This window comes from Kocuria sp. UBA1838 (genome assembly GCF_002338785.1).
Classification (GTDB): Bacteria; Actinomycetota; Actinomycetes; order Actinomycetales; family Micrococcaceae; genus Kocuria; species Kocuria marina.
In genome coordinates this window covers 304,794-318,710 of the sequence record NZ_DDIY01000005.1, presented here as the reverse complement: position 1 = coordinate 318,710, position 13,917 = coordinate 304,794, and the positions used below count along the sequence as shown (strand labels likewise).

12 protein-coding genes are annotated in these 13,917 nt (G+C 67.3%); 7 read left to right on the top strand and 5 right to left on the bottom strand.

Features of this window, described 5'->3' with window-relative positions; genetic code table 11:
- Positions 1-754: hypothetical protein (locus B3I25_RS03230; protein WP_286737785.1), on the top strand; the 754-nt coding region annotated here is incomplete at its 5' end.
- Positions 755-788: 34 nt separating this feature from the next.
- On the opposite strand, the gene B3I25_RS03225 is transcribed toward B3I25_RS03230, so the two are convergent.
- The 4 genes from B3I25_RS03225 to glgC all read right to left on the bottom strand — a co-directional run bounded on the left by B3I25_RS03225 (position 789) and on the right by glgC (position 7,947).
- Positions 789-2,486, bottom strand: coding sequence for an ABC1 kinase family protein (locus B3I25_RS03225; protein ID WP_286737784.1), 1,698 nt, complete (start codon positions 2,484-2,486; stop codon positions 789-791).
- Between the two features lie 17 nt (positions 2,487-2,503).
- The gene (locus B3I25_RS03220; protein WP_286737783.1) at positions 2,504-3,682 is read right to left on the bottom strand and encodes a hypothetical protein; all 1,179 of its coding nucleotides are present in this window, start codon (positions 3,680-3,682) and stop codon (positions 2,504-2,506) included.
- A 115-nt stretch (positions 3,683-3,797) separates the two neighbouring features.
- On the bottom strand, positions 3,798-6,494 hold the full coding sequence (gene pepN, locus B3I25_RS03215) for an aminopeptidase N (protein ID WP_286737782.1): 2,697 nt from the start codon (positions 6,492-6,494) through the stop codon (positions 3,798-3,800).
- A 208-nt stretch (positions 6,495-6,702) separates the two neighbouring features.
- Entirely contained in the window at positions 6,703-7,947 is a 1,245-nt protein-coding gene (glgC, locus tag B3I25_RS03210) for a glucose-1-phosphate adenylyltransferase (protein ID WP_144931875.1), read from the bottom strand.
- Between the two features lie 178 nt (positions 7,948-8,125).
- On the opposite strand from glgC, the gene glgA reads away from it, so the two are divergent.
- From glgA to B3I25_RS03180, 6 genes are all read left to right on the top strand, one after another.
- The gene (glgA, locus tag B3I25_RS03205; protein ID WP_064845206.1) at positions 8,126-9,319 is read left to right on the top strand and encodes a glycogen synthase; all 1,194 of its coding nucleotides are present in this window, start codon (positions 8,126-8,128) and stop codon (positions 9,317-9,319) included.
- A 77-nt stretch (positions 9,320-9,396) separates the two neighbouring features.
- Complete coding sequence (locus tag B3I25_RS03200) at positions 9,397-9,855, top strand: general stress protein (RefSeq protein WP_064845191.1); 459 nt, start codon at positions 9,397-9,399, stop codon at positions 9,853-9,855.
- 367 nt (positions 9,856-10,222) lie between these two features.
- On the top strand, positions 10,223-10,711 hold the full coding sequence (locus tag B3I25_RS03195) for a hypothetical protein (protein ID WP_085106052.1): 489 nt from the start codon (positions 10,223-10,225) through the stop codon (positions 10,709-10,711).
- A gap of 621 nt (positions 10,712-11,332) precedes the next feature.
- The gene (locus tag B3I25_RS03190; RefSeq protein WP_144996666.1) at positions 11,333-11,701 is read left to right on the top strand and encodes a YciI family protein; all 369 of its coding nucleotides are present in this window, start codon (positions 11,333-11,335) and stop codon (positions 11,699-11,701) included.
- A 177-nt stretch (positions 11,702-11,878) separates the two neighbouring features.
- Complete coding sequence (locus tag B3I25_RS03185) at positions 11,879-12,328, top strand: DUF3054 domain-containing protein (protein ID WP_286737780.1); 450 nt, start codon at positions 11,879-11,881, stop codon at positions 12,326-12,328.
- Positions 12,329-12,423: 95 nt separating this feature from the next.
- Entirely contained in the window at positions 12,424-12,705 is a 282-nt protein-coding gene (locus tag B3I25_RS03180; protein WP_155384267.1) for an Lrp/AsnC family transcriptional regulator, read from the top strand.
- A 112-nt stretch (positions 12,706-12,817) separates the two neighbouring features.
- Here the strand turns inward: B3I25_RS03180 and trpD are convergent, their stop codons facing one another.
- Complete coding sequence (gene trpD, locus B3I25_RS03175; RefSeq protein WP_286737779.1) at positions 12,818-13,873, bottom strand: anthranilate phosphoribosyltransferase; 1,056 nt, start codon at positions 13,871-13,873, stop codon at positions 12,818-12,820.
- Positions 13,874-13,917 lie beyond the last annotated feature (44 nt).

Genomic DNA, 13,917 nt, shown 5'->3' with positions numbered 1-13,917 from the left:
GGCACGCAACTATCTGGGCACCGTCCCCCCCAAGGCCCGTGTGATCGTTACCGTCACCTACCGGGATGGCGACGGGAGACAGCTGGCCTTGCCGCAGTCACCGTTGCGCGAAAGTTTCACGGGTTTGCAATTGCTGGCCCAGCAGTTGCTCGGGGACGCCAGGGGGATTATCTCTGGGTGGAACCAGGACTTCTCTATCGGCCAGCTGGGCCCGTCAGCATTCGAGATTGAGGTTCGGGCCGAGGCCCCGAAGCGCGTCAGTCGGCGCAGGTCGGCAACCATGACGAAGCACGTCATGGTCCTGGGTCTGTTGGAGCACCTCACGGATGTCTTGATCGACCTCGGGGATGTTGCGTGTTTCATGGCTGGTCATCCGACGGCCCGCCTGCGGTACATAGACGGGTACCACGGGCCCTATTACGAGTTCATCCAGGACGGCCAGGCGGTCAAGACGATCGATGCACGCTTGCTGGAGCTGTTGGTGGCCCCGGGTTCCGTGGCCGGAATCCGCGCGGTGGTCGCGAACCTCAAACAACCTGGGGTCGCTTATGCGACAGTAGCGAAGCGCGTTCCTGGCCTGTACTACGTGAGCCACGTCCAAGTCCCTGCCAACGAGCACTTACGGGACTTCGCGAACGGAGGGTCGCTTCCGTTCAGTCAAGCGTGCCTGGATGCGGCGCGAGCCCAGGCCCTGTCGGAGCAAACGGCTGACTCATCCTCGTCGAGGGCATATAACGGGCGGGAGCAGGACTGACCGCCCGGTGGAGCCTCGTGGACCACGTCCGTGCTCAACGCACGGTGCGCTTGGACTTGTTCCCGCGCAGCACCCGCACCACGTGGCGGACGCGTTCCGTGTTGGAGGACACGGCGAGATAGCCGCTGAGTGCCGCTACCGTGGACATCCCACCCACGATCAACGGCGTGTGGTACTTCTTCCACCGCTCGGGGTCCGAGGCGATGATGTGCGCGGTGCCATTGATGGTCGCGGCGATCACGCCGCCGGCCACGACCTGGTGGCCGATCTTGGCGCCGCTCTTGACCAGGGGATCCAGCTCGTCCGTGCGCAGGTGGACGTCGAAGCCGCCGCGTTCGAGCACCACCAGGAAGCGGCGCACGTACTCGGGCACGTCCACGCCCATTTGCACGGCTTCTTCAATCGTGGAGCGCAACCGGTTGAACAGCATGTCCGGGGAGAGCCGGTTGATGATGAACCGCTCCGCGTAGGGCTGCACGGCCGAGACCAGGTCGAAGCCGGGGTCCAGGCCGGTACCCATGGACTCGGCGGTGACGAGCATGCGCAGCAGCAAGGCGGACTCGCGCGGGAGCTGCAGCTTGTGGTGGCGCAGCACGGAGATCAGATCCGCCATGAGCTCGCCCACCCGCACCTCTTCGAGCGGTTTGTTGGCGTAGCGGCGCATCATCACGGAGACGTCGCGTTCCAGGTCCCTCTTGGAGATGTCGTGCTGGCCGCTGTCGGTCAAGCCCAGCAGTCCGGTCGCGGCACGGCGCGGGTTGTTCTGCACGACGCCGAGCAGCAGGGTGATCAGGTGGTCCCGGAACTCCTCACTGAGGTTGCCGACCATCCCGAAGTCGATGAGCGCGATCCGCCCGTCCGGCTCCACGAACAAGTTGCCGGGGTGAGGATCCGCGTGGAAGAACCCGTCCTCGAACACCATTTTGCAGATCGCGTCCGTGGCCTCCTTGGCCAGCAGGTGACGGTTGACGCCCTCGGCCTCGAGAGCGTCGTAGTCGTTGATCTTGACCCCGAACATCCGCTCCATGGTCAGCACACGGGAGGTCGTGGCCTCCCAATAGATCTCGGGGATGTGGATCTGCGGGTGGCCGATGAAGTTCTCGGCCATGCGCTGGGAGTTGCGGGCCTCCTGGATGAAGTCCAGTTCGTCCCGCAGGGAGGCGCTGAACTCCTCCACGAGCCCCTCGAGGTCGTAGTCCTGGGCGGCGGTCCAGTAGCGGGCCACCCACGAGGACATGTCCTGCAGAATCTCCAGGTCGCGATTGACCTCGTCGGTCACGCCGGGGCGGCGGACCTTGACGATGACTTCATGTCCCCGGAACACGGCGGCGTGGGCCTGACCAATCGAGCCGGTGGCCACGGGCTCGGGGTCCATGTGCGTGAGGATCTCCTCCGCCTGGGAATCCGGTTCGGCCTCGATCATGGCCCGGATCTGCTCCACGGGGATCGGTGGGGTGTCGTCCTGGAGCTTGAGCAGTTCGTCCGCGTAGCCGGGGGGCAGCACGTCCGGGCGGGTCGAGACGAGCTGGCCTAGCTTGATGAACGTGGGTCCCAGTTCCTCCAGGGCCATGCGCAGGTGTTCGGGCTGGGAGTGGATGGTCTGCGGATCGATGAGTTTCACGCGCGCCAGGGGGGCCCGCCACTGCGGTTTCAACCCACCGAGAGCGAAACCGAAACCGTGCTTGGTGAGCACTTCGATGATCTGGAGGAACCGTTCGCGGCGAGAAATCATACGGGTGAAAGAACCCCTTACAGCGTTCTGTGCAGGTAGAAGGCCATGAATCCGGTGGCCACGGCCACGATCAACACGAGCGTCGTGGCCAATGGTTCCACACCCAGCAAGATGATGCTCACGAGTACAAGGATCATGGTGAGCGCGGCGAGCGCGGTGACCACGGGCTTCAGCCCGCTCGTAAGTCCGCCCACCAGCCGGGCCGCACTGGACCCGCCGGTCGCGCGGCGAGGTTCACGCGCGGGGGCGGGTGCCGCAGGTCGGGTCTGGGCGCCGGGGCGGTTGCGAGCGGCGTCGTCGTCGGTGTGGGCGGCGCTGAAACCGCGGCGCCATTTCTTGGCGTTGCGCCCGCGGTCCGATTCCACGGGCACGTAGGCCGGGGGCACCTCGAAATCCTCGGCGTCCGGCAGCAGCTCGGGGACGTCGTTGGGCAGGTCCGTGAACCACTGCTGGGGGACCTCGGAGGCGCGGGCGGCCTGCAAGGTCATGGACACCTCGAACGAGGAACCACGAATCGTCCCCCACACGGCGGTGAGCAGATCCTGTTCGAACGCGTAGTGGATGATCGGGATGAACTGCTGGGACATCTGGGTAGAGAGCCGACCCACCTGTTTGCGTTCGTAGAGCACGTCCACGGTGTCGACGGTGAGCCCGTGGGAGTTCTTGACCTTGTTGACCTCGAGGGTGAGGATCACGCGGCCCTCACCGGAAGCTGGCACGATCGAGTGCAGATACTCGGCGAACTCCTGTTCGTCCAAAACCTTGATCGAGGAGCCCTGGGGCAGCACGGCCGATTGCGCGGGCGCGGTGTTGAGGGGGAACAGCAGGTCCGGGGGAGCGATGCCGATCGTCGCGCGCGCGGCGACCTCCGCCTGCCCGTCCTGGCGCTGCAACTCGGCCTCCAGGTGCAGCGGGACCACGGGGGTGTAGCCGGAGGCGATCACGCGTGAGAGGGGGTGCCAGTAACGGTGTGCGTCCCCGGAACTGAGGTGGGCCACCTTGTTCCCGCCCACGCGCACGGATACGGTGCGCGGGTCGAAGGGGTTGTCCGGTTCCAGGACCAGCGCGGCCGTCCCGGTCCACGTCTGCGCCCGGCCCACGGAGAGGCCTCCGAACACCCGCATGATCTCGGTGTCGTAGAAGTTCTCGGTGACGACGTCCAAGGACCCTCGGTCGTTGAGCGCGTAATCCCTCATGGTCTCCCTCGCAATAGCGCCGACGCGTGCTCCGCCGCGGCATCACACCACATGCTAACCGTTGATCCCAACGCATCGATGTTCATCCGCTCGGTGGAATGCGGGCCCCCAGGGTTCACCGGGACAGGCACGCCACCTGCAGTTCCACGGCCCTTTCGGCGTCCGCCGCGAGTTCCATGATGATGCGTCGCAGGGCCCCCGGGGCGTCCCGGTGGGCGTCCAACCACGCGTGGGTCTCCCGCACCACGGGGTGTTCCTTCGGGTCAGACGACGCCGCCCGCACCTCGATCGCGCGCGGGTACAGTCCGCGCACCATGCGGGTCGCGATCTCCATGGAGTGGGTGCCCCACCATTCGGCGAAGTGGGCGAAGTACTCGGACTCGTAGCGATGCAGCAGGGCAGGGGCCGCCAACTGGAAGCCGGAGATCGTGGCGCTCAGCTCGTCGTTGGACAGCTCGCCGGCCACGATCCGCTGCCACGCCTCGTCCTTGGCCCGGTCCGAGCGGATGGCGGCCACGGCCCGGGTGTAGCCCAACCGGCCGTCGCGGGTGGGATCCTGCGCGTGTTCGGTCTCCAGCTCGGAGACCGTGGCGTGACCCGTGGCGGTAAGCGCGGTGAGAAGGGACCAGCGCAGCTCGGAGGACAGGGGCAGACCGGCCACCGTGTCCTCGTCCCCGAGCCACTCCTGCACCTGACGGGCGTAGCTGCCGTCCCGCGCCGCTTCTCGGGCGAAAGCGCGCGCGAGTACCAGCTGCTCATCGGAACCCGCCTGCGCGGCCAGCAGGGCATTGCGCAGGGCCTCGAGGAATTCACGCCGCGAGGCGGTGCGGTACTGGTAGGGCACGTACTCGCCCAGGGCCTGACCCGCGTGGTCCAGCACGGTCGTGAGGATCGCCGCGTGACGCTCCGCACCGCACTCACGCGCCGCCATGGACACGTACTCCCGCGGGGACAGCCGGGCGTCGCGCACCGCGGCCCACACCTGCGAGTGCGCCACCGCTCGCGCGAGCGGGTCCTCGATCGCCCCCACCAGGCGGGTGATGGCCGCAAGCGATTCCGGGTCCGGATGGGCCAGGCAGTATGTGAGGTCAGTGTCGTTGACCAGCAGGAACGACTCGCCGTCCTGGGCCTCGCTGCTTGGGGCGTCGCCTAGACCCGTGACGGGAACGGGCGTGTCCGAGGCCGGCACCCGTACCTCGGTGCGCGCCGTGTTCACCACGGCATCGCCATCCCGCGTGTACCGGCCCACGGTCAGCCCGTGCGGACGCAACGACGCCGCTCGCTGGGTCAGCGTGGCGCTCGCCGCCGCGGTGCCGCCCCCTGCGGCGGGGTCACCGCACCCCGCGCCGTCGTGCGTGGCGTGTGCACCCGGCGCCTCGGCGTCGTTGTCCACCGAGCCCGGGAGGCGGACCTCCAGGACGGGGACACCCGTGGTGTGCAACCACTGCTGGGCCCACGCGCGGACGTCGTGATCGCTGGCCTCGTCCAGGACCTCCAGGAAGTCGTCCAGGCTCGTGTTCTCGAACGCGAACCGGCGGAAGTACGCACGGCACGCGTCCATGAACGCTTCCTCACCCACGAACGCTACGAGCTGCTTGAGCACGGAGGCGCCCTTGGCGTAGGTGATGCCGTCGAAGTTCTGCCGTGCAGCCTCCAGGTCCGGGATGTCCGCGACGATTGGGTGCGTGGTGGGCAACTGGTCCTGGCGGTATGCCCATTCCTTACGGGCGAGCGCGAACGTGACCCACGCGTCCGTGTACTCGGTCGCGTGCACGGACGCGTACGCGCCCATGAACTCCGCGAAGGACTCCTTCAACCACAGGTCGTCCCACCACCGCATGGTCACCAGGTCCCCGAACCACATGTGGGACATCTCGTGCAACAGCGTGTTCGCCCGCCCCGCCAACTGCGCCCGCGTGGCACCCGACGGGAACAGGTACGCCTCCGTGAACGTCACGAGCCCCGGGTTCTCCATGGCCCCCAGGTTGTACTCCGGCACGAACGCCTGCTCGTACTTCCCGAACGGGTACGCGAACGCGAACAACCGCGGGAAGAAATCCAGACCCTGCTTGGTGAGCATGAACAGCTCCTGGGTGTCCATGTACTCAGCGAGCGCCCGCCGGCAGTACAGCGTGAGGGGGATCGTCACGGCCTCGCCCTGGGGGTCGGTGCCGGACCACTCGTCGGTGAACCGGGCGTAGGGCCCCGCCAGGATGGCGGTGATGTAGCTCGAGATCCGCTGGGTGGGGGCGAAGTCGTGGGCCACCGCGCCGGGGACGTCGCAGTCGTCGGTGGTGTTCTGCCCCGTGGGGTCCCCGTTGGACGCCGCGAGCCATTCCGGGGGCGTGATCACGGTGAAGTGGTAGACGGCCTTGAGGTCCGGCTGCTCGAACACGGGGAACACCCGGCGGCAATCGGCGGGCTCGTACTGGGTGTAAAGGTAAACGGAGTCGTCCTGGGGGTCTACGTAGCGGTGCATGCCCTCCCCGGAACGGGAGTACAGCGCGCGACCCACCACGTGCAGCTCATTGGCCGTGCCCAGCTCCGGCAACCGGATCCGCGAGCCCTCCACGACGTCGTCCACGTCCAACGACTCGCCGTTGAGTTCCACGGCGCTCACGGTGTCGTGGATGAAGTCGATGAACGTCTCCGCACCGGCCTCCGCGGTGAAGCGCACCGTGACCTCGGTACCGAATGTCGTGGCGCCCGGCTCCCGTGCTCCCGAGAGATCCACCGTGACCCGGTAGTCCTCCACCCGGATCTGCTCCGCGCGCGTCATGGCATCTTCTCTGGTCAGTGAGCTGGCTCCCATGACCCCAGTGTAGGCATCCGCCCGCCCGCGCCCGCTTGCGGCCCGCTGGGCGTGCCGGGCAGACGACGACGCTGCCGTCGGCAACCGCGCGATACGGCGTCGTCGTCCCCGCCCGGGCTCCCGACCGCGCCTTCTTCGGCGCCTACGACGGCGGCCCCGCTCGCGTGAGCGGGGCCGCCGAGTGGGTGTCACGGAACGAGAGCCGGACTCAGTTCTGGAAGCGGTAGTTCTTGGGCGCGATCGTCAACCCCGAATCCGTGACCGTGAGCCCGCGGGCGAGGTCGCGCTCCCGGTCCAGGCCCACCGTGAACCCGGGCGGGACGATCACGTTCTTGTCCAGGATGGTGCGGTGCACGGTGGCCCCGGCGCCGATCTGCACGTTCTGCATGAGCACCGATTCGGTCACGCGGGCGTCGTGCTCCACCTTGACCTTGGGGGAGAGCACCGAGGAGCCCACGTGCCCGCCGGTGATCAGCACACCGGGGGAGACGATCGAGTCGAAGGCCACGCCGGCCTGACCGTTGGGCCCGCGCACCGTCCTGGCCGGCGGGGCCATGATCTGGTGGGTGTAGATGGGCCAGTCGTAGTTGTAGAGGTTGAACACCGGCAGCGGACGGATCAGGTCCATGTGAGAGTCGTAGTAGGAATCCAGGGTGCCCACGTCCCGCCAGTACTGGCGGTCGCGGTCGGTGGAACCCGGGACGTCGTTGTGGGTGAAGTCGTAGACCATGGCCTCACCGCGGTCCGCGAAGTGGGGCATGATGTCCCCGCCCATGTCGTGGTTGGTGTCCCCGCGCTCGTTGTCCGCGCGCAGCGCCTCCACGAGGGCATCCCGGTCGAAGACGTAGTTGCCCATAGACGCGAGGAACGCGTTCGGGTCGTCCGGCAGGGGAGCGGTGGAGTCCGGCTTCTCCACGAACCGGGAGATTCGGGTGGGGTCCTGCGGGTCGGTCTCGATCACACCGAAGGACTTGACCATGTCCATGGGCTGACGCACCCCGGCCACGGTCGCCTTGGCCCCGGACTCGATGTGCTTGCGCACCATGTCCGAGAAGTCCATCCGGTACACGTGGTCTGCGCCCACGACCACCACGATGTCCGGATCGGCGTCGTCGATCAGGTTCATGGACTGGAAGATCGCGTTGGCCGAGCCCAGGAACCATTCCTTGCCGCGGCGCTGCTGCGCGGGCACCGAGGTCACGTAGTTGCCCAGCTGCGTGGACAACCGCCACGTCTCGGACAGGTGCCGGTCCAGGGAGTGGGACTTGTACTGGGTGAGCACCACGATCTGCAGGTACCCCGAGTTCACCAGGTTGGACAGCGCGAAGTCGATCAACCGGTACCCGCCCGCGAACGGCACGGCGGGCTTGGCCCGGTCCTCCGTCAACGGCATCAGGCGCTTGCCCTCCCCACCGGCCAGAACGATGGCAAGGACTTTCTTGTGTCGTGACATTCGTACCCCTCACTTCCCGAGCCAGTCAGAGCCCTCGCGGACCACAACACGGCGTCGTCTTTGACTGGTCTTCCCCGTCATTGTGTCCCACTCGGCAAGGCGGAACACCGTGTCGCCGGAAGTTTCGCGAACTTTTGCGCACCTGTGTGCGAGCAACCCCGTGCAGTACGCTCGCAGTGTGCGAGTAGACATCCTGAGCAAAGAGTTCCCGCCGACCATCTACGGGGGAGCGGGGGTGCACGTGGCCGAGTTGTCCCGCGTGCTCGCACCGCTCGTGGACCTCAACATCCGCTGCTTCGGCGAACCCCGGGACCCGGACTTCCATGGCGCCCAGGTGCAAGCGTATCCCGTGCCGGGTGAACTGGCCGATGCCAACGCCGCCGTGCAGACCCTCGGGGTGGACCTCACCATGATCGGGGACATCCAGGGCGCGGATCTGGTGCACTCCCACACGTGGTACGCCAACATGGGTGGGCACCTGTCCTCCCTCATGTACGACATCCCCCACGTGCTCTCCGCCCACTCCCTGGAACCCCTGCGCCCGTGGAAGGCCGAACAGCTCGGCGGCGGGTACCGGGTGTCCAGCTTCGCGGAGAAGACCGCCTACGAGGCCGCTGCCGCGATCATCGCCGTGTCCGACGGCATGCGCCGCGACATCCTCGCCTCCTACCCGGACGTGGACCCCCAGCGTGTACGCACCGTGCACAACGGGATCGACGTCAGCCAGTGGGACCGAGACGAGAACACCGACGTCCTGGACGAGTACGGCATCGACCCCACCAAGCCCTCCGTGGTCTTCGTGGGCCGCGTAACCCGCCAGAAGGGCGTGCCCTACCTCCTGCGCGCCGCTCTGCAGCTGCCGCCCGAGGTGCAACTGGTCCTGTGCGCCGGCGCCGCTGACACCCCCGAGCTCGGCGCCGAGGTCAACGCCCTCATCGACCAGCTCAAGACCGAGCGCGAGGGCGTGGTGCTCATCGAGAAGATGCTGCCCCGCCGCGCCGTGATCCAGATCCTCTCCCACGCCACCGCCTTCGCGTGCCCCTCCGTCTACGAACCCCTGGGCATCGTCAACCTCGAAGCCATGGCCTGCGGCGCCGCCGTGGTCGCCACTGCCACCGGGGGCATCCCCGAAGTCGTCGTCGACGGCGAGACCGGCCGCCTGGTCCCGATCGAACAGGTCACCGACGGCACCGGCACACCCTTGGACCCCCAGAAGTTCGTGGACGACTTCGCCGCAGCCCTCACCGACGTGGTCTCCGACCCCGACCGCGCTCACCGCATGGGTCAGGCGGGACGCACGCGCGCGGAGGAACACTTCTCGTGGGAGTCCATCGCGCAGCAGACCCTGGAGGTCTACCGCTCGGTGCTGTGAGCTCTAGATGCCGTGAGCCCGGTTGATATGGTGGAAGCGGGGCGTTTGCATCATACATACCAATTGTGAGGGGAATCATGGCCTACGAGATCCAGACCGCTGCCGCTAAATACGAGACGATCGCCCGCTTCCCCGATTACGCCGAGGCCCAGGCCGTCGTGGACACGCTCTCCGACCGCGAGTTCGATGTCTCCACCGTCAAGATCGTGGGCGAGGGCCTGCGCTCCGAGGAATACGTCACCGGTCGCCTGACCAAGGGCCGCGCCGCGCTCGCCGGCCTGGGTTCCGGCGCGTGGCTGGGCCTGTTCATCGGCATCCTGTTCGGCCTGTTCGCCCCGGCGTTCGGCTGGCTGTCCATCATCCTGTGGTCCGTGGTGATCGGTGCCGTGTGGGGCGTGATCTTCGGTTTCGTGGCGCACCTGGCCACCGGCGGGAAGCGAGACTTCAAGTCCGTGCGCACCACGGCCGCGGACACCTACCTGGTGCAGGTCCGAGCCGAGCGCGCCCACGAGGCCATCACGGTCCTCAACCGCTGACTCCCTGCCGGTCCGCGCCCTCCGGCGCCCTCTCGACCGGTTTGAATAATTGACGACGACGGGCGGTCACCCTTCCGGGGTGGCCGCCCGTGGTCGTGCGCGTTCCGGCACGTCGACTCCGTCGCCGCGCGGGCGGGGCCGCTTCGGCTGCAGAGTATGCGGGTTCGGATCGTCGTTCGCGCAGCAGGGCCCCGGTACAACGGTCAGGCCCGGCCGTCGGAGACGGACCATGGTCCCCAGCCCGTGGTCAGCCGTCGGCCGGGGCCGCAAGCACCCCGGAGAGTAGCGACTCGACGGCGACTGCGAACGCGTCGTGTGTCTCCTGCAGGGAGCGCGAGCGCACGCGGGGGATGGGGGAGCGGGCGACGTGTGTGTCGTTCTTCTCGCTTTCGCATGGCCCACGGCCACGTCCCGGGTGGAGAACCTGCCCGGGGCGGTAGTCGGTTCGCAGGAGCAGGTCGATGCTGTTACCCAGAAGATGCCCGAGCACCTGCTCGAGCTGCACCCGATGGCCAACAGTGAGGACGCGGTCAACGGGATCACGTCGCGGGAGGTGTGCGGCGGGATCGTGCTGGGGGAGCAGCCCGAGATCCTCACGGCGAGTGCGGCCAGCCCGGTGGCGTCCCAGATGCTCACGGGCGTGGAGACGAACATGCAGCGCTGGATCGACCAGCAAGTGATCGCGGGGATGCAACAGGCGCCGCAGAAGATGGCGTCGGGCGGCGGCGCGGCCCCGGTGGCCCTGGGGCTCCGGGACAAAGTGGGGGCGCTGCCTCCGGGGGTTTCGTGCAGGCCCAGCGTGGCTCGGGTGCGGGGCAGACGCCGGGAGCCACGGGGGCGACTCCGCCCACCGTGAGGGTCACGGACGTGGTGCCCCTGTCCGACGACGACCCGCGGGGGAGATCTGGGCACCGATCGGATGGCCGGCGCTGGGAATCATCCTGACGGTGCTGGGGCACCACAAGAAGGAGTGGGCGCTGCGGTCGGCCGAGGGCTGAGGGTGCCGGCGGGAGAGGCCCAGGGACCGTTCCGGCCACTCCACTTTCGGACTACTTTACATAATGTACATTATCGGTCATAGGGGTACGTCGGCAGCGACGCTATATGGGGCGAACCTCATTCGGCCTCTGCGATGCCTCAGGTGGCCACGCGTGGACACCCAGCCTCGAATCTCCCCGGCACGAGTCACCACGGGACGTAATGCGGCACGTTGCCTGCTGCACGACGCACCGCACGACGACATGGATCAACGAATCGGGACATGTGCGGCATGAAATTCCTGCCGGTGTACATCCCGGTCAACATCCTGCGCCATGATGAGTTCCATGGTGGCCTATGGGCATCAGCCGACCGATTCCGTCCGTGGATTGCACCTGGTGCCTCATCCCGCCGATGGCTCCGGACAGCGCCACCATCGATGCGTCAAGGTACTCAATTGACAAGGTAGTAGATATTCCACAATGCGAAAGGCTCTACCATGACCCAGTTCATGATCTCCGTCTTCCACGATCCGGGCGTCCAGGCCTCCGGCGAGGCATATCAGTCCAAGGACGACATGCAACGCGCTTTCGACGCAGTCGCCGCCTTCAACCAGGATCTGCAGGATTCCGGTCAGTGGGTGCTCGCCGGTGGACTCACACCGCCGGAAACCGCTCACACCGTGGACGCCACGGGTGCGTCCGGTGATGCGCCTGTGGTCTCCCTTGGTCCCCGGGTGGGCTCGGGTGCGGCGTTGGGTGGGTTCTGGATCGTCGAGGTCTCGAGCGAGGCGGGCGCCATGGAGCTAGCAGCCAAGGCGTCGGCGGCATGCGGCCAACCGGTGGAGGTCCGAGCTCTCGAGGTGTGAATGACCCCTGTGCGCCGACAATGACCCAAAAGGACCACGCGTCGCAGGGCGAAGCGCAGGTCGTGTGCTTCCAGTCTCAGGTGGGACTCGAACTCAAACCTAGAACCTTCACGATAAACTTCGTCCAGAATCACGTGCCGACAAGAGCCACTCCAAACACCGCCATAAAATAGAGACATGAGCTCGCAACCCAGTCCCGGATCGGACTCCCGCACATCAGTGGCCTCTCCCCCGCAATCGCCTCGATCAGCTCCTTCCACCGAGCGAACCACGAGAGCCTGGCCCGTTTTCCTGGCCGTGGACCTGGGTCTGGTGATCGTCTTTGCCGCCATCGGGCGCTCAGCCCACGGTGAGGACGTCCTGGGCATGCTCACCACCGCATGGCCCTTCCTAGCGGGGACGCTCATCGGGTGGCTCATGGTCCGGGGAGCGCGTCGTCCGGCGGCCGTGGTGCCCACTGGCGTGGTCGTATGGCTGAGCACCGAACTCGTCGGGATGCTCCTCCGTGTTCTCACAGGCGATGGCACGGCGTGGTCGTTCGTTCTGGTCAGCCTGGTGGTGCTGGGAGTGTTCCTGGTGGGCTACCGCCTCGTCCTGGCGGGCGTGGCCCGAGTTCGTCGTCGCTGATACGGCCACGACTCCCCTGCCACCGGCCGCTCCGAGACGCCCGCCGCGCCATCGACCCACCGATACAGTGGAGTGACACCGTGGAAAGGAACCCCATGTTCACTGCCATCGTTTTGATCAAGACCTCGTCGGACCGGATCCCGGAGGTCGCCCAGGAGGTCTCGGACATCCGCGGCGTGACCGAGGTCTATTCGGTGACCGGTGAGTGGGACCTGATCGCCGTGGTCCGGGTCCACCAGCACGAACGGCTCGCGGACGTCATCGCCGATCAGCTGTCCAAGGTCGAGGGTGTCGAGTCCACGAACACCAACATCGCCTTCCGCACCTACAGCACGCACGATCTCGACGCCGCGTTCTCATTGGGCATCGACGACTGATTTCCGGACCGTAGAACGAACGACGCCGGTCCCCCGGAACCCGGGCGAGCGGCGTCGTCGTCAGCTCATCGGAAGGCGAATAGGCCGCCGACGCGCGGCCGCCAAGTAGCGGTCAGCGGGCCGCGAACTCGACCCAGCGCGTGAGGACGTCGCGCGCGGCACCCGAATCCACGGACTCCGCTGCACGCCGGACCGCGGCCCCGAAACGCTCTGCGAACGGATCCTCGGCATTCTCCTCGATGGCCACGAGGCCGGCCGCGGCATTCAACAAGACCGCGTTGCGCACGTGTCCGGGCGAGCCGTCGAGGACGTCGCGCACCACACCCGCGTTGTAAGTGGCGTCCTGGCCGCGCAGGTCCTCGATCGTCGCGCGGGGCATGTCCAGGTCCAGGGGCTCGAGCGTGTGCTCGGTGGTCCGGCCATCCCGCACCTCCCAGATCCGGGACGGCGCCGTGACGGTCAACTCGTCGAGCCCGTCACCGCCGCGGAAGACGAGCGCGCGGTCGCCACGGTTCTGGAACACGCCGGCCATCAGCGGCGCCAGGGCCTCGTCCGCGACACCGATCGCCGATGCCTTGACCTTGGCCGGATTGGTGATCGGGCCCAGGAAGTTGAATGCAGTGGCGACCCCGAGGGCCTTGCGTGCGGCGGCCGCGAAGCGCATGGACGGGTGGAAGGTCTGCGCGAACAGGAAGGTGATCCCCACCTCGCGCGCGGCACGCTGGACGCGCTCGACGGGCATGTCCAGCTGCACGCCCAGGGCCTCCAGGACGTCCGCCGATCCCGATTTGGACGACGACGCCCGGTTGCCGTGCTTCACGACCCGCACCCCCGCGCCCGCGCACACCAGGGCGGACATCGTGGAGATGTTGACGCTCGAGAGGCGGTCCCCGCCGGTGCCCACGATGTCCAGCGCCGGGGCGGGAACGGAGATGGGGCGGGCGTGAGCGACCATGGCGTCCGCGAGACCGTTGAGCTCGGCCACGCTCTCCCCCTTGGTGCGCAGCGCCATGAGGAAGCCCGCGACCACGGTGTCGGGGACCTCGCCCGCCATGATGTTGTCCATGGCCCAGTAGGACTGGTCCCATGACAGGTCCTCGCCGCGGGACAAGCTCGTCAACACGTCTGGCCAGTGGTTGTTCGTGCGGGAGGCGTTCGAGGTAGTCACGGCTTCGACTCTATCGCGCCGTCACTCCGCGTGACGCAGTGCGG